The following is a 19,263-nucleotide window of genomic DNA, read 5'->3' on the forward strand; positions in this document are numbered from 1 at the left end:
CATTTCCAGCAATTTATTTTGGTCCGAACGCGCAAGCGAAAAGGTTAAAAAAACGGACCAATTTACTGCATTAAGGGTTTTTTGAGCTTGTACTAAGTGGTTTTGTGAATGCCATCACCTTTTATTGGTTTGTTTATACGAAGTGCCATCCCGTACACTTTTTCACACATCCACGGCCCTCATCAGGGCAGATAAGGAGCGGGAAATGAGTCATTCAGCCATCATTGGTGACCTTATCCAGGGGGTAGGGGGAAGGGAAAATATTCATAAAGTCTGGCACTGTATGACCCGGTTGCGCTTCGATCTGGTTGATGAAGATAAAATCAATCGTCAGGCCATTCTTCAGCTGCCGGGAGTGCTGGGCGTTCAGTTACAGAGCGAACAGTTTCAGGTGATTATTGGCCCGGAGGTTGAGCGCTGGTATCAGCTGATTAACGGCGAGGCGGCACCTGCCACCGACGGACCGGCTACAGAGAAAAAGAAAAAAGGCTGGGTATCGCTGTTTATGGATACCGTCTCGGGCGTGTTCGGGCCGATTGTACCGGCGATCGCCGGGGCGGGGATGATCAAAGGCCTGCTGGCGGGGTTGATTGCTATGGGCCTGCTGTCGACCAGCAGTGATACCGTCAGGATCATCGATCTGATTGCCAGCGGGGTCTTCTGGTTCTTACCCTTCTTCCTCGCCGTTTCCGCCGCAAAGATGTTTAAAACCAATGAGTATCTGGCGATAGCGGTGGTGGCCTGCCTGATGTATCCCTCATTAATTGATGCGGCGAAACTGCTGGCCGGCGGCGCGCCGGGCGCGGTGCAGACCTGGTGGTTCGCCGGCCTGCTGCCCATTTCGGTGTTTAACTATGCGTCCAGCGTCATACCGGTGATCTTCTCGGTGCTGGCGCTGAGCTATATCCATCGCGCGGTGGACCGCATCATGCCGCAGGTGCTGAAAACCGTCTTTACGCCAACGCTGACGCTGTTTATTACCGCACTGGTGGCGCTGGTCGCCATTGGTCCCGCAGGCATCTGGCTGGGTAAAGGGCTGGCCTGGTGCATTCAGGGGCTGTTTGATACCTCGTCCGTGCTGGCGGGGCTGATCGTTGGGGCAATTCGCCCGGTGGCGATCCTTACCGGCATGCACCACGCGATGACCCCGATCGCGCTGCAGAACTTTGCCACCCAGGGGTACGACATGCTGATGCCGATGATGTGCATGGCCAATATGGCGATTGCCGGTGCCACCTTTGCCATCTGGTTTCGCAACCGGCATCGTGCCGATCGCACGGTCACCCTGTCGGCGGCGGTGTCGGCGCTGCTGGGGATCACTGAACCTGCGCTGTTTGGCGTGCTGACGCGGGAGAAGCGGGCTTTCGTCGCCGCGATTATTGCCAGCAGCATTGCTTCTGCCTTTGTCGCCTTCTTCGGCGTACGGCTGTTCGGCTATATCCTGTCCAGTATTTTCAGCCTGCCCGCCTACATCGGCCCCTGGTTCCCGTATGCCATTAGCGGGGTACTGATTGCGCTGGTGCTGTCGTTCAGCCTGACGCTGCTGCTGGTCGGCAGGGGCACTGAACGGTCAGCCGCTGATGGCGGGGGAGGCTGAATCAGTAAAGCGTGACGAACCCGATCACCCCCACCATTCTGGTGACAATGGTCGGGTTGTCAGTAAAACTGACCCGCTTGCTGTCGGCGCAGCTGAGGTGAGAGCCTGCGCGTACCGTGCCGACAGCGGGGCAAGCGGCTCAGCCGCCAGGCTGCGGGTGATAAGAGGGAGGTCATCACCCGTTAAACCCCTTTCGCGTAGCGCAGCCTGCACTAACCGTGTACCCGATGAAGTGTTGCCAAACGGGCTGCACTCAAGGAAAAGCGTCTTTTTCATGCTTTATGGCACCTGTAACGCCTGGCTGAAGTGCAGCCCTTTTGAGAGCAGCCCCTGATGAAAATAGAACCGCTGTGCCAGGGCATTGCCTAAGGCGGTATCCAGCACCAGATGCGCACAGTTTTGCTGCTTTGCCTCCTCGCGCAGCGCGTCGATCAGCCTGCCGCCAACGCCCTGGCTGCGTCCCTCAGCGGCGACAACAAGGTCATCAACGTAGAGGAACCGGCCGTATAACAGATTTTCCTGCAGGCGATAGCCCGCCAGCCCCATCAGCTGTTCGCTCTGCCATGCGCCAAGCAGGCGATAGCCTTGCCCGGCCTGACGAACGATCTGCGCCGCGAAAGTATCTGCATCGGCGAGATGCGGCCGTAGCTCGCGCATCAGCGTGAAGCTGGCCTGCCGATCCCGTTCCGGGTCAATCAGGCTGAAGTGATAAGTATCCATAGTTAACCCCTGATAATTAAACAGTAACCTGTGTACTTTAGGCAGGCGGTCTGGCCGGTTAAAGAGACAAGAACTGACTAAAACGCTGGTTCATCGCGCGGGGAGGGACGGCGGCGATAATGATCCCCCTGGCACGGGGCCCTGCGGGTGAGCCAATCCGCAATTTTTACTTCTGGCCTACCAGAATTTGATAGGTGTTTTTGTATATACTAATAATGCCTTTATTATTAAGTATGAATTTAATATCTGATTTTATTGTGTTTTTAAAAAATTGATTGGTCGATATTTTGTATATACTATTCTTAACAGGTTGTGGGCCACTAAGGATGGATATGCACCATGGATTTGATCATGCCTTCTTCAGTCACAGCAAAAATTTTGCAAAAACACGGTGTGTTACCGAAAGAGGTTCATGAGTGTTTTTATAACCGAATCGGAAACTATCTGATTGATACCAGAGAAAAAAATAAGACCCGACCACCGACGTTGTGGTTTGTTGCCGAAACAGACCGGGGAAGGCGGTTAAAAATATGTTTCGTACCCGCCGGGGTGGGTAATGCATTTGGTTTACCGGTACTGAAGACGGCTTATCCACCGGATGCCACCGAAGAAGCACTCTGGCGCAAACATGGGCTGTAAGGGTTTAACTGATTCAGCAAGGACGCTAAATGCGGGCTCAAAAGGTTCGAAGAGGAATACGCGATGAGTAAAAAGACCCCTGAACTGTTAGATGATGTGGATGAATGGGAAAAACGCGCGCTGGGTGCCTCTGAGGAGCATGTTGCCGTGGCCCCCCGGCAATATGCTGACGAAACAGACGAACAGCTCGGGCTGCAGGCGATCTCAATCCGGCTGCCGAAGTCACTGATTCGGGACCTCAAAGAGATTGCTGCCCGATATGATCTTGGCTATCAGCCGATGGTCAGAGACCTGTTAAACCGTTTTGCCGTCGCTGAGCAAAAAAAATATTTCACCGAACAGCTGGGTAAATACACGGTCGCAGAAGAGCGCTCACAGGAAGATACCGCGCCTGTTTCTGAATTTATCGCCGGTTTGAAGAGGCAGGCGTGAAGTGGATGAGTCGCTAAGAGCATGGGCATTGCAACAACGGTTTATTGCCAGGGCGATGGCATCCCGTCTCAGAGCGAAAGAAACAGCAGATTATCGGCCTGCCTCTGAGGTTTTAAACCGGCTGGTCTTGAAGCTGCACGCTGCGCAGTTTAAGTACCCGCGAAAATAAGGGTCTGACTAACAGTTTTCTTGCACCCTAACGCTCATTTTGACGGTATCTGCAATTATATTGAACGGATCGGATAAGGTAGCGCTGCGGCAGATGCAGTAAGCTGGTGTTCTGACGGCCAGCGGCCTTTACTTCCCCTTTTTCAGGAACAGACAGCCATGAAACTTTACAGTGACAGCTTTAACGACGGTGCGGCGATCCCGGGCGAATTCGCCTTTGCGGTAGCGGGAAGCGACGAGCCGATTGCGCTCTCCAGCAACCGCAACCCGCACCTGCGCTGGGAAGATGTGCCGGCAGGGACGCAGTCGCTGCTGCTGATCTGCCACGATCCGGACGTGCCTTCCCGCGCGGACGACGTTAACCAGGCGGGCCGCACCGTCTCACGCGATCTGCCGCGTATCGACTTCGCCCACTGGATCCTGCACGGCATTGCACCCGACGTGCGTGAGATTGCCGCAGGCAGCCACTCGTCGGCGATTACCGCCGGCGGTAAACCGGCCACCAGCCTGCCGACTGAATTTGAGCACGGCATCAACGACTATACGCTGTGGTTCAGCGGCGATGCGCAGATGGCCGGCAGCTACTTTGGCTATGACGGCCCGTGCCCGCCGTGGAACGACGAGCTGATGCACCGCTATATCTTCACCCTCTACGCGCTGGACGTGCCATCGCTGACCATCGAAGGTGAGCCGGTGCTGGCTAACGTCAGGGCCGCGCTGGGCAAGGTCGGCGTGCTGGCCGAAGCCAGCCTGACCGGGCTGTATACGCTGAATCCTGACGTCTGAGCCTCCGGGCAGCCGCAGAGCAGGTGGTAAATCCCGCCGAGCCTCGCTGTACTTTTTGTCGCCCTGCCGTAAGATGAAAGCCCGCTTTCATATGAAAGCGGCAGACGATAACGTGAGGTCACAGTGCAACGGCGGCATCAGCAGATTCTGGAACGGTTAGAGAGCAAGGGCAAGGTCAGCGTGGCGGAGCTGGCGCAGTGGCTGGGCGTCTCCGGCGTGACCATCCGCAAGGATCTGGTGGCGCTGGAGCAGCTGAACCGGCTGCGGCGCGCCCACGGCTTTGCCCTCGCCTTAAACGATCTGAATCAGCGCATCGGCAACAACGTCAGCGTAAAAGAGGCGATGGCCAGAATCGCGCTGTCGCTGCTGACCGCCGGTGACACGCTGTTTATCGAGGCCGGCAGCAGCAACGCACACCTGGCGCGGGAAATTGGCCGCTCCGGCCTCGACGTCACGGTGGTAACGCCCTGCCTGTACGTGGCCAGCGAGCTGAAAAACGGCCCGCAGGAGGTGGTGGTGCTGGGCGGTGTGCTGCAGAAGCGCAGCGAGTGCCTGGTCGGCCCGCTGACCCGGCTGGGCATCAGCAGCATCAACGTCAACAAGGTATTTATCGGCATCGACGGCTACACGCCGCAGCAGGGATTTACCGGCCGCGACGTGATGCGTGCGGAGAATATCCGGCTGGCGCTCGAGAAACGCGTGGGAAACGTTGTGATTGCCGAATCGGATAAATTCGGCAGGCTGTTTCCGTTTAACGTTGCGCAGCATGCGGATATCGACACGGTAATCACCGACCGGCTGCTGGCGCAGGAGTATCTCGCGGTACTGCGCCAGCATGATATCAGGGTGCTGATGGCCTGAAGGCGGCCACGTCGATGCCGTGACGGCGGATCTTGTTATACAGCGCGCCGCGCGACAGGTTCAGCGTCAGCGCCACCTGGCGCAGATTGCCCTGCAGCTCGCGCAGGCAGGCTTCGATCTGCGCTTTTTCAACCGCTTTCAGGCTGCCGCTGGCGCTGCTCGTCGCGCTGCCGCGCAGCGGTCCGGCGCTCAGCCGCAGCTCGTCCGGCAGGTTGTCCGCCGCGATCGTCGCCCCTTCGCAAATATTCAGCGTACGTTCGACGACGTTCTCCAGCTCACGCACGTTACCCGGCCAGGCATAGCCGCTCAGCACGCGCAGCGCCTCATCGCTGAAGGCCGGCAGCGGCCGCTGCAGCGCCCGGCTGACTTTATCGCAGAACAGGGCGGTCAGGTCGGCAATATCCTCGCGGCGCTCGCGCAGCGGCGGCACCGCCAGGCCAATCACGTTAAGGCGGAACCACAGGTCGCGGCGGAACGAACCGTTCTCCACCGCTTTCAGCAGGTCGCGGTGGGTGGCGGCGATAATCCGCACGTCCACCGCCAGCGGCCGCTTGCCGCCGATACGCGTGACTTCCCCCTCCTGCAGTACGCGCAGCAGGCTGGTCTGCGCCTCCAGCGGCATATCGCCGATCTCGTCGAGGAACAACGTGCCGCCGTCGGCCAGCTCAAATTTCCCCGCCGCGCCGCCCTTACGTGAGCCGGTAAAGGCCCCGTCTTCATAGCCAAACAGCTCGCTCTGCACCAGATCGCGCGGCAGCGCGCCGCAGTTCAGCGCCAGGAACGGCCCGCTCTGGCGCGCGCTGGCGTTGTGGATCGACTGGGCAAACAGCTCCTTGCCGGTGCCGCTCTCGCCGCTCAGCAGCACGGTACTGTCGCTGCGTGCCGCCGCACGCGCCATATTCAGCACGCTGCGCAGCGCCGCCGACTGGCCGCAAATCATCTCAAAGCTGTAGCTGGCGCTGCTGCCGAGCACCCGGCGGGTGATTTCACGGATGCGGCGGTGCTCGCGCAGCGAGATCACCCGGCCGCCTTCCGGAGTGATCACCACTGAAATCAGGCAGGAGACGCGGGTGCGGCCGTCCGGGCAGACGGTCAGGTTGCGGTCGCGGCAGGCGGGCAGGGCCTTGAGGCTGACGCCCTCCGGCTTTAGCACCGCATCAATATCCTGATATCGCACCTCATCGCTCAGCGCCAGCACCTGGCGGGCATACGGGTTAAGCAGGCGGATCGTGCCCTGCGGGCCGGTAACGATCACCCCTTCATGCAGCGACTCGACGATTGAGGCCTGCTCGTTGAGCAGCTGTCGCAGCTTAAGCTGCTGCGAAATCGCTTCCGCCGCGGCCTGCACGGTGCCGAGCGTGTGGTAGTGAAAGGCGTGCTGGCTGGCGGTCAGCGTCAGCACGCCGAGCAGGTTGCCCAGCTCGTCGCGCACCGGTGCGGCCGCGCAGTGTTTACCGCGCTCGCGCAGCGCGCGCATATAGTTCTCTTCGCTAAGCAGCCACACCAGCCGGTTTTCGCTCAGGCAGCGCCCGGAGCAGTTAGTGCCCTGCACCGACTCCAGCAGAATACTGCCGATCGGCGTTAAATCCTGGCCGCAGAAGGCAATGGTCACGCCATGCGCATCGGTCAGGTTGATATGGCCGTCCGGGTTATAGGCCAGCAGGTTACGCATCACCTCCTGCGCGATGGTAATCAGCCCGGCGTTGCTCTCCAGCACCGCGCGCAGCTGCTCGGGCGCAATAAAGGTGTAGCGGAACGCTTCGGGGTTAATGCCCAGCCGGCGGCTGCGCTGCCACGAAGCCAGCACCGTGCCGCGTAAACCGGGTGGCGTCTGACCGGCGGCGAACGCATCCCACGCCCGGTTCAGCTCCCCCGGCTGTGCCGACAGCGGCGCCTCCGACATGCGGGCAATCAGCCCCCACTCCTCTTCCCCGAACTGCCCCTGCTCGCTCATGCTGCCACTCCTGCCGAATTGAGGTGTTCATAATACAGACATGTTCACAAATCATGTTCTGTTTATAAACATGCTGTGATCGCCATCATTTTTTAACTGACTGAAATTTCAGGATATCGGAGTTGGCACAGCCCTTGCTAACTGACATGTATCTGGCCTGCGGTGTCTTACCCGATCCCCGGTTGCGTCATTAAAACAACAACTCCACACCCTACACATAAAGGAAATTAGCATGTCTGAGACTCAAAAAGTGATTCGCGTTGGCCTGATCGGCGCCGGTCGTATGGGCTCTTTCCACGGCCAGACGCTGGCGCAGCGGATCCCGGGCGCAACGCTGGCAGCGGTGGCCGATCCGGTGCCGGGGGCGGCAGAACGTCTGGCCGCGAAACTGGGTGCGGCAAAGTTCTTTACCGATCCGCAGGCGCTGCTGAACGATCCTGAAATCGATGCCGTGGCGATCGTCTCCCCGGCGCGTACCCACGCCGAACTGGTGGTGGCGGCGGCGAAAGCCGGTAAAGGCGTCTTCTGCGAAAAACCGATGGCGGTCACGCTGGAAGAGGCGGACCAGGCGATTGCCGCCGCGAAAGAGGCGGGCGTAGTGCTGCAGGTCGGCTTTAACCGTCGTTACGTCAGCGGTTTCAGCGCGGCGTACCAGGAGATCAAAGCGGGAAAAATCGGTACGCCACAGCTGCTGCGATCCACCACCCGTGACCCGGTGCTGAACGATCCGTCGCGCATCCCGCACTGGACCATCTTCCTGGAAACGCTGATCCACGACTTCGATATCCTGCTGCACCTTAACCCGGGCGCGAAGCCGGTTTCAGTCTATGCGGTGGCCGATGCGCTGGTGCGCCCGGACTTTAAAGAACAGGGCCTGCTGGATACGGCGGTGGTCAATATCCGCTTTGATAACGGCGCGATCGCCACCGCAGAAGCCAACTTCCAGGCGGTGTACGGCTACGACGTGCGTGCCGAAGTGTTCGGCAGCCAGGGGATGCTGCAGGCGGGCAGTATCAATATCAACAACTGCGTGCGTTATACCGCAGCGGGGATCTCCATCGATACTTCACGTCAGGATACCGACCTGCTGCATGATGCGTATGTCGCAGAACTGACTGATTTTGTTGATTGTGTGCGCAACAAGCGTCAGGCTGAAGCCAGTGGCGAAGCCGCCCGTAACGCGCTGGCCGTGGCGCTGGCCTGCATCGAATCCGTGCAGACTAACCAGCCTGTGCAACCGTAAGGAACCTGAATATGTCGCACTACTCGCTTTCCGTTTGTGCTGAAATGGTGTTTACCGATCTGCCGTTTATCGAGCGCGTCGAACGACTGCACGCGCTGGGCTTTGGCGTGGAGATCTGGGACTGGACGAAAAAGGATATCGACGCGCTGGTCAGCACCGGCGCGCGCTTTACCTCAATGACCGGCTATATCTCCGGCAACCTGACTGATGATGAGGAGATCGCGCAGCTACTCTCCAGCGCCGCCGAGTCGCTGCGGGTGGCCGAACGCCTGAACTGTCCGTCGCTGAACCTGCACGGCACCGGGCTGAACAACGTCGGCCTGCCGGTGAAGCCGGTAGAGGTGGTGACCGGCGCGATGTGGCTGAAGGCGAAAGAGACGCTGTCGGCGCTGGCCGCCTTAGGCGAACAGGCCGGGCGCGTCTTTACCCTTGAAAACCTGAATACCGCCGTCGATCATCCGGGCACACCGTTCGCCAGGGCAGAAGAGACGCTGGCGCTGGTCAGCGCGGTGAACAGCCCGTGGCTGAAGATGAACCTGGATATCTACCATGCGCAGATCGGCGAGGGCAATCTGGTGGAGCTGATCCGCCGCAGCGATAAGCATATCGGTGAGATCCAGGTGGCGGACGTGCCGGGCCGCCAGGAGCCGGGCACCGGCGAAATCAACTACCCGGCGATCGCCCGCGCGCTGGCCGGTATCGGCTATGGCGGCGTGGTGGCGCTGGAGGGCTGGGCATCCGGGGATTCGGTGCAGGCGGTGGAGGCGTTCCGTAAGGCGTTTACGCTGTAATGCGGCGGGCACTCATCTGATGGTCGGCGGTGGAATTGCACCGCGACTACAACACCATCAGCATAGGCGTGCTGCATGACTTCTTCGGCTGCCTGGCGCTGGAAACCGCGACAAAATCCTCGCCCGCAACCAGAAATTGCTGCGCGAAAACCTGCAGACGCTGGACGCGTGGGTGCTGGGCGAGCCGTTAATCAGCTATGTCAAACCGCAGGCGGGCACCACCGCGCTGCTGAAGTATGACCTGCCAATAGGCTCCCGTGATTTCTGTATTCGCCTGCTGCAGCGCTATGGCGTCATGTTCACCCCCGGCGAGGCGCTGGATGTGGAAGGCTATCTGCGGATTGGTTTTGCCAATAATCCTGAGGTGCTGAAAAGCGGGCTGCCACGGGTCAGTCAGTTCCTGCGCGAGCTGGCGGCGGAGCTTAAATAACCGGCGGCAGGCTCAGGCCAGTCGGTTACTCCGCGTAGCAGTGCTCTGGTACAGGAATGTGCCCTGTTAAACGGTGGTGGAGAACCGGCCGCTGCCGCTGTGAGCGGGGAGGTGATGCTCTCGCCGGGTGGTGATACCCGGCGATTTAATGGTCAGGCAAGCGGCTGTGGATGGCGTGGAGATCGTAGCCGTTAGGTTACTCTGTCGCGATCGCCGCGCGCTGCCTGCGCGACAGGCCATACCCGGCTAAGGCGCAGATCGCGATAAACCACGGAATAATCTGTACCCAGTTCGAGTCGCTGCCGCTCAGCAGCTGTAAATTGTTGATCACCAGAATCAGGGTGGCGGCCATCGCAATCAGCGCCAGCAGCGGCGCCCAGAACACCTGCCAGCCGCTGTGCGTATGGCGCGTCTGGCGGAAAAAGGCGATCACGGCGGCCGAGACGCCCACCTGCAGCAGCAGTATTGACAGGGTGGCGATGGCCGAACCGAAGGCGAAGATCTGTCCGACCGGATCGACCCCCATACTGCCCAGCGCGGCCAGCAGCAGCAGAAAAATGACGCTGTGCAGGTGGCTGGCATTATGCGGCGTGCCGTTTGTCGGGTGGGTGCGGCACAGCTCTTTCCAGATCAGCCCGTCGCGGCTGATGCTGAACAGATAACGGGAAATGTTGTTATGAAAGGCCATGGCGGCGGCGAACAGGCTGGTGATCAGCAGGACGGACATGGTCTCCACCGCCCACTGGCCGACCACACTGCGGGTGATGGCAAAGAACAGGCTGCCGGGATCCTGACGCGCCAGCGTCACCAGCTGGCCGAAGTCGTAAGCCTGCAGCAGCGCGAAGCTGGTAAAGCAGAAAAAGGCGCTGATGATCAGCAGTGCACAGAGCGTGGCGCGCGGCACGGTTTTCTGCGGATCGCGGCACTCTTCGGCATAAATCGCCGTGGATTCAAAACCAATAAAGGAGGCGATGGAAAACATAAAGGCGATACCAAAGCTGCCCTGGGTCAGCACCGCAGGGTTCAGGCTGCTGAAGTCCAGCGCACCCGGTTTTTTCAGCAGCAGCATCACGTCGGTCAGCAGCACGATGGCCACTTCGCCGAGCATCAGCACGCCCAGTATCTTCCCGCCCACCTCCACCCGCCGGATGCCGAGGATCCACGCCAGTACGATAAACAGCATGCTTAATGCCCACCAGGGGACGGTCAGTGCAAAATGGCTGCTTAAAAACTGCTGGCTGAAGAAGCCGAGCATGGCGACCACCGCCAGCTGCACCGAGCAGTAGGCCACCAGCGCAGTCACCGAGGCGGAAGCCCCCCAGTTTTTCCCCAGCCCTCTGGCGATATAGGTATAGAAAGCCCCGGCATCCTGCACGTAGCGGCTCATGGTCAGATAGCCAACCGAGAACAGCATCAGCATCAGGCAGGCAAGAATGTAGATCAGGGGAATACCGGGGTTCTGGCCGGTGAAAATGGCCACCGGCAGCCCGCCCGCCACGCCGGTCAGCGGCGAGGCGGCGGCCACCACAAAGAACACCAGTGAAGCCAGCCCAAGGGTATTTTTTCGTAATCCGGTTGTGTTATGCATTGCCGCACCTCTGCTGCCAGGGAGTGAACCCCGCCATAACAGCCGGCGGCGGGGAGGGGTCAGTGGGCGCATCATTTCGCAGCGCTGACGGCAGGGATAGAACAAATCAGACAGGGCAGCGGGCTGCCGATGCACAACGCTGGTGCGTGCGCGGTCATCAGCACCTGCGGCGGCGCAGCCTCAGTGCATGCTCAGCCGCGTTGCCCAGTCCGCATCCGTGGCCCGGCGGCAGAACTCCAGCGGCGTCATGCTGACCAGGGTTTTAAACTCCCGCAGAAAGTGCGACTGGTCGCTGAAACCCAGCTCCAGCGCCAGGTCGGTGAACGAGCAGCGCACGGGCGCGTGCAGGCGGTTCAGCGCCGCCTGGCAGCGGATAATGCGGCCAAACGCCTTCGGCGTCAGGCCGGTGTCGTGACGAAACAGCCGCTGCAGCGTGCGGCAGGTATAGCCGGTCAGCGCCTCCAGCTGGTCGACGCGCAGGTTGCCCTGCTGCTGCAGCAGGGCGCGCACCGCCGCCGCCGTGGCCGGGGACATTCTGCGCATCAGCCGGGCGGAGAAGTGCTGGTTAAACAGCGCCACCTGCTGGCAGAACTGGGGAGTGCGCAGGATCTGCTCGCAGGCGGCGCGGGCATCCGGCATCACCTCAAACACGTTAAAGGCGTGGTCCGTCAACTCCTCGGCCATCACATCGAGAAAATCCGGCATCACCCCCGGCGCAAAACGCACGCCGAAATAGCGGTGGCCCGCCAGCAGCGCGGCGTTGCGCACGCTCAGCGTGGAGCCGCAGGCGCGCGCCAGCGGCCTGGCGCTGTCGCAGTCGAAGACGATATCCACGCAGCCGTCGGGGATCGCCAGCGTCAGCGCCGCTTCCGGGGCCACTTCAAAGCTGTAGAAGTGTGAAATGGCCGGGTGCCGTGAGGCAATGAGCGCGTAATGCCGGGCCGCATTAAGTACGAACCACGGCTGTTCGGGACAGATCGCGTCAGCATGACGGGTCAGTACGGCGGTCGACATAGGTGCCTCCAGAATTCTGAGAAGAACAGCTGTAATGCAAAGCGGATGCCATCTCACGTAAGGGGCATTCGCTGCCTGATGTCGCAAATCTTCAATACAGCGCCACGCTGGCCGGGCTATTGATTAACGCATCAACAGCCAGCAATGAGGTGATAACCATGTCTGCCAGCACCAGAATTGACTTTCTCTATCTCTCCGAGCCGGACATGATCCGCGCCGGTGTCACCGATATGCCCGCCTGCGTCGATACCATGGAAGAGATGTTTGGCCTGCTGTGGCGCGGTGACTACCGCATGGCCGGTGCCAATAACGATTCCCACGGCGCGATGATTATGTTCCCGGAAAACTCGCCGTTCCCCACCATGCCAAAACCGACCCCGGATCGCCGGCTGATGGCGATGCCGGCCTATCTCGGCGGCCGCTTCTGTACCGCTGGCGTGAAGTGGTACGGCTCGAATATCGCCAACCGCGAGAAAGGGCTGCCGCGCTCGATCCTGATGTTCACGCTCAGCGATGCGGATACCGGCGCACCGCTGGCACACATGTCCGCCAACCTGCTCTCTGCCTACCGTACCGGCGCAATACCTGGCGTCGGTGCCCGCCATCTGGCGCGCAAAGACGCCAGGGTGATTGGCCTCTCCGGGCCGGGGGTGATGGGCAGAACCACGGTCTCTGCGTTCCTCGCCGTCTGCCCGCATATCGACACCATTAAGGTAAAAGGGCGCGGCCAGCAGAACATCGACAACTTTATCTCCTGGCTGGCGGCCACGTATCCGCAGGTGAAGAACGTGCAGGTGGTCGACAGCTATGAACAGGTGGTACGCGGGTCAGATATCGTCACCTACTGTTGTTCGAATCCGGTGGGTGCCCCCTCGACCTATCCACCGGTGAAACGCGAATGGGTTAAACCCGGCGCGTTTCTGGCGATGCCGTCAGCTTGCACCATTGACGCGGGTATGGAGCAGCCGGACGTGCGCAAGGTACTGGATAATACCGGCCTGTATGAGGCGTGGTTCGATGAGTCCCCGAAACCGGCTCATGTCACCATCCCGATCATCGGCGTGCACTTTATGGATATGGTGGCGGAAGGGCGGCTGCCCGCCGGTCAGCTGGAAGATATCGGCCAGATTGTGCTGGGCGAGGCCCCCGGCCGCCGTAATGACGACGAGATTATCCTGATGTCGGTTGGCGGTATGCCGGTGGAGGATGTTGCCTGGGGCACGGTGCTGTATCGCCGGGCGCTGGAGATGGGTATCGGCGTCAAACTCAACCTGTGGGACACCCCGGCGCTGCGCTGAGGCCATAACCGCTGTGGCGATGGCCTGCGGCACGTTTAATGAATAAGGAATTACGCATGACTCAGATTCTGAAAGTGAAGTCCGGCTCGCCGTTTGAAGAGAAGGCCAGCTATTCACGGCTGGTGGCGGTGGATAACTGGGTTTATGTCTCGAATACCGCCGGGCGCAACCCGCAAAGCAGGCTGATCCCGGAGGATATCCGCGAGCAGACGCTGCAGGTGTTTGCCAATATCGAACGGGCGCTGGCCGCCGCCGATGCCAGCCTGGCCGACGTGGTGATGTCGCGGGTGTTTATCCAGAACCCGGAAGATTCGGCGGTGGTGCTGGCGGTGCTGGGTGAGAAATATCGCGGTATTAACCCGGCAACCACCATCACCAGCCCGCCGCTGGGCGCGGCCGAATACAAGGTAGAGATTGAAGTGACCGCTTACCGCGGTGCGGGCAGTGCGGCAGTACAGGAAAAGGTTGTGGGGTAGCGGCTTCATTTCTCACCGATCAATAAGGTCATACTATGGCTCCAGTTATTACGCCGGTGAAGACATCGGCCGGTTTTCCTTCTGCCACCACGGTGGTGATTATCGGCGGTGGCATCGTCGGCCTGACCGCAGCGCTGACGCTGGCCGAACGCAATATTCCGGTGGTGGTGCTGGAAAAAGGCCACCTTGCCGGGGAGCAGTCTTCGCGCAATCTCGGCTGGGTGCGCAAAACCAGCCGGCTGGCGGAGGATATTCCGCTGGCGCTGGCCGCCGATCGCCTGTGGGCGGAGATGAATGAACGTACCGGTAGCGATGTGGGTTATCGTCAGGCGGGGATCATGTTTACCTCACGCAGCGAGGCGCAGCTGGCGGTACATGAGCGCTGGTTGCAGTCGGTGGCGCATCTCGGGCTGGATTCACGTCTGCTCAGCCGTCAGCAGATTAACGGCCTGGTACCCGAGGGGCTGGAGCCGTGGGCCGGCGGGATTTATACGCCGTCCGACGGCCGTGCCGAACCCACGCGTGCCGCCAGCGCCATCGCCAGCGCGGCGATCGCCCGGGGAGCGGTGGTGGTGGAACACTGTGCGGTGCGTGCGCTGGCGCTGTCGGCCGGACGGGTGTCGGGGGTGGTGACCGAGCAGGGTGAAATCCGCTGCGAGCGGGTGCTGCTGGCGGGCGGTGTCTGGTCCCGACGTTTTCTGGGCAACCACGGCGTGTCGCTGGCGACGCTGCCGCTGATCTGCACGGTGATGCGCACCCGGCCGCTGGCCGGGCCGACGGAGATCGCCGTGGGCGCACCTGACTTCTCCTTCCGTAAGCATATCGACGGCGGCTTTATCGTCACCCAGCGCGGTGCGCTGGACGCCGCGCTGACGCTGGATCACCTGCTGCTGGGCAGCCGTTATCTGCCGCAGCTGCGTGCCCAGCGCAGCGCACTGCGTATTTCGCTGGGCAGGCCGTTTATTCGCGATCTGGCGCTGGCCCGCCGCTGGCGGGCCGACCGCCTTTCACCTTTTGAACGGGTGCGTACGCTTGACCCGGCGGCGAATGCCGCACTGAATCAGGAAGCCATAACGAACCTGTGCGCTGCCTGGCCAGTGTTTAAGCAGGCGCAGCTGGCAGAGGCCTGGGCCGGGGTGATTGATGTGACGCCGGATTCAAATCCGTATATCGGCGCGGTGGCAGCGCTGCCGGGGCTGACCGTGGCGACCGGTTTTTCCGGCCACGGCTTCGGCACCTCACCGGCGGCCGGGCAGCTGGCGGCGGATCTGGTGACGGACAGCACCCCGCTGATCGACCCGGCCCCGTACCGCGTCGATCGCTGAAGGAAAACGGGTGAACAAACGCTGGCCTGTGCTGCGCTGCGGCTGACAGCCTGCCTGCACAGGCACAGGCACAGGCACAGGCACAGGCACAGGCACAGGCACAGGCACAGGCACAGGCACAGGCACAGGCACAGGCACAGGCACAGGCACAGGCATAAAGGTTTCAGGGCGGGATATTACTCCGGTCGCCAGATATGAATGGCGTTACGGCCGCTGCGTTTTACGTGGTAAAGCGCGCGGTCGGCGTGGCTCAGCCAGTGTTGCAGCGTTTCGGCTTCGCTGGCGGCGGCGATGCCGATGCTGATCGAACAGTGCAGTTCGGATGCGCCGGGCAGCCGCAGACAACTGATTTTTTCCTGCAGGGTGGTGGCGAGGATCAGCACGCTGGTTTCATCGGCATCACGCACGATCACCCCCAGTTCATCCCCGCCGAAGCGGGCCGGAATATCTGTCGGCCCCACCGAATTACGCAGCAGCGCGGAGATCTCGGCCAGCAGGAAATCCCCGGCGGCGTGCCCCCAGGTGTCGTTCACCTGCTTGAAGTTATCCACGTCCAGCAGCAGCAGCCAGGCGCGGCTCTCTTTACGGCGGCTGCGTAAAAACTCGCTCTGCAGACGGCGGTCAAACAGCCGGCGGTTGGGGATCTCCAGGCTGGGATCCATCAGCGAGATACGTTCCAGTTCGCGGTTTTTACGCCGCAGGCTCAGCGTCAGCTGGTAAGAGACGGCGCTCAGCACCAGTATATAGCCAGCGGCCAGCGGTAGCGTCAGCCAGACGGTGCGGGTGCTGAAGCTACCCTGCCAGTGCATACCGCTGCCGAGCCATGCAAACAGGAACACCAGCAGGAAAGCCTGCACCGCCGGTTTCAGCTGCGGCCAGCCCCCTGCGGCATAGCGATCGGAGGCCAGCACCGCCATCACAATCAGTGACGGCATCGGGCTGAGCGACATCATGCCGACCCACAGCCCGCCAAAAGCGGCATCAAGGGTCAGATTGCGTTTTTCGCTGCCGGTCGGATCCGGCGAGGAGAGCGCCTGGCGGTAAGCCAGCCACGGCCAGACAAAGGCGTTGATCGCCAGCAGCAGGTAAAAGGGCCACCCGCGCTGCAGTTCGGTCAGCACCGAGAGAATGGGCATAAAGCACAGAAATGTGCCGAGCTGACGCATGGCAAACATGCGGCGCACGAAACGTGTCGATCGCAGGGCAAGCTGGTTATGGTCAGGTGAATAGTAGTGCATGGTGTCACAACGGATGAGCTGTCGATAGCGCAGTGTATCGGGAAATGTGCCCGCTGCGGATGAATATTTATCACAAACTGGAACAATGATCGGCCCGCTGGTGGGCCGATCGTGATGTTAAGCGTTTAACGCATCAGAAGTTGTAGTTTGCTGAGACCGAAACGCTGCGCGGTGCGCCGTAAAGGCCGTAATCGCCGAGATAGGCGTAATACTCTTTGTCGAACAGGTTATTGACGTTGGCCTGTACGGAGAGCTGTTTAGTGACCTGATAGCGGCTGAACAGGTTAACCAGCGCATAGCTGCCCTGCACCAGGTGTTCGCTACCCGTAGGGCCGGTGACGTCCTGCCAGCTCTGGTTCTGCCAGTTGACGCCGCCGCCGACGGTCAGATCCTGCAGCATCGGTAGACGATAACTGGTGAACAGTTTCGCCGTCGTGCGTGGCAGCTGCGGAGAAACGGCAGCGCCGTTACGTTCTTCGGCGATGTAACGCGATGCGCCGAAGGTCATCTGCCAGTTATCGGTCAGCGCACCGTTGACTTCGAACTCCACGCCGCGGGTAACGGAATCAACGGACTTCCATGCGTATTCGGTCGTACCAGGAACGTAGGCGTAGGTATTCACGCCCAGGTTGTTCTGCTCGGTGCGGAACAGCGACAGGTTGGCCGTCAGGCGGCTGTTGTTCCAGTCGCCTTTAATACCGGTCTCGTAGCTTTTACCCTTCGTCGGTTCCAGATACTTCGCCTCAATGCTGCGGACATTGTTCGGCTGGAAGATGCTGGTATAGCTGGCATAAACCGAGTACGTATCGTTAAGGTCGTAAGTCAGGCCGGCATAAGGCGCGATCTTATCGTTCTCTTTATTGCCGGTGGTGCCGTGGGCGGCCCACTGGGTGTAGCGTGCGCCCACCAGCAGCGACAGCGGATCGGCCAGCGAGAAGCGGGCGGCGCTGTACAGTGACTTCTGGCGGATAGTGTCGTCGCTTTCCACCTTCCAGTCAGCGTAGGTGCCTTGCGGAATGCTGCCGTTCCAGTTATTGAAGTCACCAATCAGCACGCCGTCCGATGAGGTGTTAAAGAAGTAGTTGTCCTGTTTGCTGTAGCTGCCGCCGAGCATCAGCTCATGGTTACGTCCGAATAGCTCAAACGGGCCATTAGCGTAAAGATCTACGGAGTCTGTTTTACGCGTACCCTTGTTCCAGCCGTTCAGCGCATAGACACCGGCACCGGTAGATTTATCCGGGAAGCCCCACGGATACATCTGCAGGGTATCAAAGGTGGTTTTACTGTGAGAGCCGTTAACCTGTGCCTGCCAGCCATTATCAAATTTCTGCACCAGGCTGGCATAGACCTTGTTGGACTCTTTATCGCTGTACGCCCAGTCTGAAGCGGTGTTAAAGCTCCGGTCGAAGTGGGTACGGCTACCGTCGCTGTAAAACACCGGCAGTCCGCCCCAGGTCGGGTCGCGGGTTTCGGTTGACTGATAGTCCCAGCCCAGCGTCAGCGTCGTCGAATCGGTGATATCGGCATCCAGTAGCGTGGTCAGGAAACGTTTACGCTTGTGGTAGCGGTCCAGCCAGCTGTCACCTTCTTCATAGCCGCCGATGGCGCGGGCACGTACGCTGCCGGTCTCATTTAACGGTACGCTTACGTCACCGACATAGCGCTGCTTGTCCCAGCTGCCGGTTTCCGCGCTCAGGCTGCCGGTGATGACCTTGCTGTCAGCGTGCTTGCGCACCATATTGACCGCGGCCGATGGGTAGCCGGAACCGGTGCTCAGGGCATTAGCACCACGAATCACTTCGACACGGTCGAAGATCGCCGTATCGCCCGCGGTTTCACCAAAATCCCAGATGCTGTCAACGATGGTCGGCACGCCGTCAAACAGGTAGTTATTAATCAGATTGCCGCGCGACCAGAACGAGACGCGCTCGGAGTCGATGCTGTAAGCCGAGACGCCGGTGGTGTTGTTCAGCACGTCGCCGATGGTGGTCAGGTTCTGATCCTGAATGCGCTGTTTGCTGATGATCGAGACCGACTGCGGGATATCGCGCAGCGCCAGCGCCATTTTGGTGCCGATATTGCTGGAGGTCACCGGCACGCTGTAATCGCTGCTCGCCTGGTCGGCCTGGGCCGTGGCTGAGGCTTCAACCGTCAGCGTTTTTTCCTGTTCATTGCTCACGGTAGCGGCAACGGCAGGCTGCAGGGCTGAGAGCACCAGCAGGGCGGCGAGAGAGGGAGTGAACCGGTGTAAACCAGCAGAGGTACGGGATGAAGACACGGTGAAGCCTCGTATTTTATTGGATTTTTTTTACGACACCCTGCACCGCGCGCGCGAAACGCGTTGCCAGATTCACGGGACCTGGCCGTCTGATTATTCCCTCAATAAACCGGTGAGGCGCTCTGGCGGCGCGTTCTGCACCGCAATCACTAACCTGGAATAACAACAAGAATGAGAACTATATGCATTCCGGCAGTGACTATAAACGATTTTTGGAGGATAGCGACAGTAATGATGTCAAAAAGTTCCGGATTTACGGGTGTTATAACGGTTACCAGGGTGTGACTGCGCGTTCTGCCTGAAGGGGAGTTCTGTCGTGGGTGCTGAGCAACCATCACGGAGGTAGGGGCTGACGTGAGCCGGATCGCGCAATGTCCCGATGTACAGGGAACCCGACCGGTCTGGCAACGACACCGGCCAGGGAA

At 60.3% G+C, this 19,263-nt stretch carries 17 protein-coding genes; 11 read left to right on the forward strand and 6 right to left on the reverse strand.

The features are described from left to right. Nucleotides 1-205 precede the first annotated feature (205 nt). Nucleotides 206-1,597 (forward strand): PTS transporter subunit EIIC, encoded by a 1,392-nt coding sequence (locus GKQ23_RS02345; RefSeq protein WP_212409679.1) that lies wholly within the window; start codon nucleotides 206-208, stop codon nucleotides 1,595-1,597. Nucleotides 1,598-1,876: 279 nt separating this feature from the next. On the opposite strand, the gene GKQ23_RS02350 is transcribed toward GKQ23_RS02345, so the two are convergent. Beyond that, nucleotides 1,877-2,317 carry a GNAT family N-acetyltransferase gene (locus tag GKQ23_RS02350; RefSeq protein ID WP_212409680.1) on the reverse strand — a complete coding sequence of 147 codons (441 nt, stop codon included), beginning with the start codon at nucleotides 2,315-2,317 and terminating at the stop codon, nucleotides 1,877-1,879. Nucleotides 2,318-2,656: 339 nt separating this feature from the next. Here GKQ23_RS02350 and GKQ23_RS02355 point away from each other — a divergent pair, with 339 nt between their 5' ends. From GKQ23_RS02355 to GKQ23_RS02370, 4 genes are all read left to right on the forward strand, one after another. Continuing rightward, nucleotides 2,657-2,956 (forward strand): hypothetical protein, encoded by a 300-nt coding sequence (locus tag GKQ23_RS02355; protein ID WP_072166272.1) that lies wholly within the window; start codon nucleotides 2,657-2,659, stop codon nucleotides 2,954-2,956. Nucleotides 2,957-3,019: 63 nt separating this feature from the next. Further along, nucleotides 3,020-3,388, forward strand: a complete 369-nt coding sequence (locus GKQ23_RS02360) for a hypothetical protein (RefSeq protein WP_056232741.1) — start codon at nucleotides 3,020-3,022, stop codon at nucleotides 3,386-3,388. 327 nt (nucleotides 3,389-3,715) lie between these two features. Further along, complete coding sequence (locus GKQ23_RS02365) at nucleotides 3,716-4,342, forward strand: YbhB/YbcL family Raf kinase inhibitor-like protein (protein WP_212409681.1); 627 nt, start codon at nucleotides 3,716-3,718, stop codon at nucleotides 4,340-4,342. Between the two features lie 123 nt (nucleotides 4,343-4,465). Beyond that, on the forward strand, nucleotides 4,466-5,203 hold the full coding sequence (locus GKQ23_RS02370) for a DeoR/GlpR family DNA-binding transcription regulator (RefSeq protein ID WP_212409682.1): 738 nt from the start codon (nucleotides 4,466-4,468) through the stop codon (nucleotides 5,201-5,203). Here the strand turns inward: GKQ23_RS02370 and GKQ23_RS02375 are convergent. Beyond that, on the reverse strand, nucleotides 5,184-7,157 hold the full coding sequence (locus GKQ23_RS02375) for a sigma 54-interacting transcriptional regulator (RefSeq protein ID WP_056232738.1): 1,974 nt from the start codon (nucleotides 7,155-7,157) through the stop codon (nucleotides 5,184-5,186). The genes GKQ23_RS02370 and GKQ23_RS02375 overlap by 20 nt on opposite strands. Before the next feature lie 232 nt (nucleotides 7,158-7,389). On the opposite strand from GKQ23_RS02375, the gene GKQ23_RS02380 reads away from it, so the two are divergent. From GKQ23_RS02380 to GKQ23_RS02390, 3 genes are all read left to right on the forward strand, one after another. Then, a complete protein-coding gene (locus GKQ23_RS02380) occupies nucleotides 7,390-8,400 on the forward strand; it encodes a Gfo/Idh/MocA family oxidoreductase (protein WP_056232736.1) in 1,011 nt (336 codons plus the stop codon). Between the two features lie 11 nt (nucleotides 8,401-8,411). Continuing rightward, entirely contained in the window at nucleotides 8,412-9,191 is a 780-nt protein-coding gene (locus GKQ23_RS02385) for a TIM barrel protein (protein WP_056232735.1), read from the forward strand. Nucleotides 9,192-9,327: 136 nt separating this feature from the next. Next, nucleotides 9,328-9,621: a hypothetical protein gene (locus GKQ23_RS02390; RefSeq protein ID WP_212409683.1), complete on the forward strand. Its 294-nt coding sequence runs from the start codon at nucleotides 9,328-9,330 to the stop codon at nucleotides 9,619-9,621. Between the two features lie 196 nt (nucleotides 9,622-9,817). Here the strand turns inward: GKQ23_RS02390 and GKQ23_RS02395 are convergent, their stop codons facing one another. Together GKQ23_RS02395 and GKQ23_RS02400 are read right to left on the reverse strand one after the other, a co-directional pair. After that, nucleotides 9,818-11,209 (reverse strand): APC family permease, encoded by a 1,392-nt coding sequence (locus tag GKQ23_RS02395; protein WP_056232730.1) that lies wholly within the window; start codon nucleotides 11,207-11,209, stop codon nucleotides 9,818-9,820. 180 nt (nucleotides 11,210-11,389) lie between these two features. Continuing rightward, the gene (locus GKQ23_RS02400; RefSeq protein ID WP_101506718.1) at nucleotides 11,390-12,223 is read right to left on the reverse strand and encodes an AraC family transcriptional regulator; all 834 of its coding nucleotides are present in this window, start codon (nucleotides 12,221-12,223) and stop codon (nucleotides 11,390-11,392) included. 158 nt (nucleotides 12,224-12,381) lie between these two features. Between GKQ23_RS02400 and GKQ23_RS02405 the strand changes: the two genes are divergently transcribed. From GKQ23_RS02405 to GKQ23_RS02415, 3 genes are read left to right on the forward strand one after another with little or no spacing between them, the layout of a single operon-like run. Continuing rightward, nucleotides 12,382-13,521: a tyramine oxidase subunit B gene (locus tag GKQ23_RS02405; protein ID WP_212409684.1), complete on the forward strand. Its 1,140-nt coding sequence runs from the start codon at nucleotides 12,382-12,384 to the stop codon at nucleotides 13,519-13,521. Nucleotides 13,522-13,577: 56 nt separating this feature from the next. After that, entirely contained in the window at nucleotides 13,578-13,997 is a 420-nt protein-coding gene (locus tag GKQ23_RS02410) for a Rid family hydrolase (protein WP_212409685.1), read from the forward strand. A gap of 35 nt (nucleotides 13,998-14,032) precedes the next feature. Next, nucleotides 14,033-15,322 (forward strand): FAD-binding oxidoreductase, encoded by a 1,290-nt coding sequence (locus GKQ23_RS02415; RefSeq protein WP_212409686.1) that lies wholly within the window; start codon nucleotides 14,033-14,035, stop codon nucleotides 15,320-15,322. A 176-nt stretch (nucleotides 15,323-15,498) separates the two neighbouring features. Here GKQ23_RS02415 and GKQ23_RS02420 read toward each other — a convergent pair whose 3' ends face one another. After that, on the reverse strand, nucleotides 15,499-16,560 hold the full coding sequence (locus GKQ23_RS02420; RefSeq protein WP_101506716.1) for a diguanylate cyclase: 1,062 nt from the start codon (nucleotides 16,558-16,560) through the stop codon (nucleotides 15,499-15,501). A 133-nt stretch (nucleotides 16,561-16,693) separates the two neighbouring features. Further along, the gene (gene fhuE / locus GKQ23_RS02425) at nucleotides 16,694-18,838 is read right to left on the reverse strand and encodes a ferric-rhodotorulic acid/ferric-coprogen receptor FhuE (protein WP_212409687.1); all 2,145 of its coding nucleotides are present in this window, start codon (nucleotides 18,836-18,838) and stop codon (nucleotides 16,694-16,696) included. Nucleotides 18,839-19,263 lie beyond the last annotated feature (425 nt).

Origin of the sequence: Erwinia sp. E602 (assembly GCF_018141005.1) — a bacterium.
Taxonomy (GTDB): Bacteria; Pseudomonadota; Gammaproteobacteria; order Enterobacterales; family Enterobacteriaceae; genus Erwinia.

What these genes read in the sequence shown, in the direction of transcription:
- GKQ23_RS02375 (WP_056232738.1), bottom strand. Translation starts at nt 7,157, where the DNA reads ATGAGCGAGCAGGGGCAGTTCGGGGAAGAGGAGTGGGGGCTGATTGCC.
- GKQ23_RS02350 (WP_212409680.1), bottom strand. Translation starts at nt 2,317, where the DNA reads ATGGATACTTATCACTTCAGCCTGATTGACCCGGAACGGGATCGGCAG.
- GKQ23_RS02405 (WP_212409684.1), top strand. Translation starts at nt 12,382, where the DNA reads ATGTCTGCCAGCACCAGAATTGACTTTCTCTATCTCTCCGAGCCGGAC.
- GKQ23_RS02345 (WP_212409679.1), top strand. Translation starts at nt 206, where the DNA reads ATGAGTCATTCAGCCATCATTGGTGACCTTATCCAGGGGGTAGGGGGA.
- GKQ23_RS02400 (WP_101506718.1), bottom strand. Translation starts at nt 12,223, where the DNA reads ATGTCGACCGCCGTACTGACCCGTCATGCTGACGCGATCTGTCCCGAA.
- GKQ23_RS02365 (WP_212409681.1), top strand. Translation starts at nt 3,716, where the DNA reads ATGAAACTTTACAGTGACAGCTTTAACGACGGTGCGGCGATCCCGGGC.
- GKQ23_RS02395 (WP_056232730.1), bottom strand. Translation starts at nt 11,209, where the DNA reads ATGCATAACACAACCGGATTACGAAAAAATACCCTTGGGCTGGCTTCA.
- GKQ23_RS02360 (WP_056232741.1), top strand. Translation starts at nt 3,020, where the DNA reads ATGAGTAAAAAGACCCCTGAACTGTTAGATGATGTGGATGAATGGGAA.
- GKQ23_RS02415 (WP_212409686.1), top strand. Translation starts at nt 14,033, where the DNA reads ATGGCTCCAGTTATTACGCCGGTGAAGACATCGGCCGGTTTTCCTTCT.
- GKQ23_RS02380 (WP_056232736.1), top strand. Translation starts at nt 7,390, where the DNA reads ATGTCTGAGACTCAAAAAGTGATTCGCGTTGGCCTGATCGGCGCCGGT.
- GKQ23_RS02410 (WP_212409685.1), top strand. Translation starts at nt 13,578, where the DNA reads ATGACTCAGATTCTGAAAGTGAAGTCCGGCTCGCCGTTTGAAGAGAAG.
- GKQ23_RS02385 (WP_056232735.1), top strand. Translation starts at nt 8,412, where the DNA reads ATGTCGCACTACTCGCTTTCCGTTTGTGCTGAAATGGTGTTTACCGAT.
- GKQ23_RS02355 (WP_072166272.1), top strand. Translation starts at nt 2,657, where the DNA reads ATGGATTTGATCATGCCTTCTTCAGTCACAGCAAAAATTTTGCAAAAA.
- GKQ23_RS02420 (WP_101506716.1), bottom strand. Translation starts at nt 16,560, where the DNA reads ATGCACTACTATTCACCTGACCATAACCAGCTTGCCCTGCGATCGACA.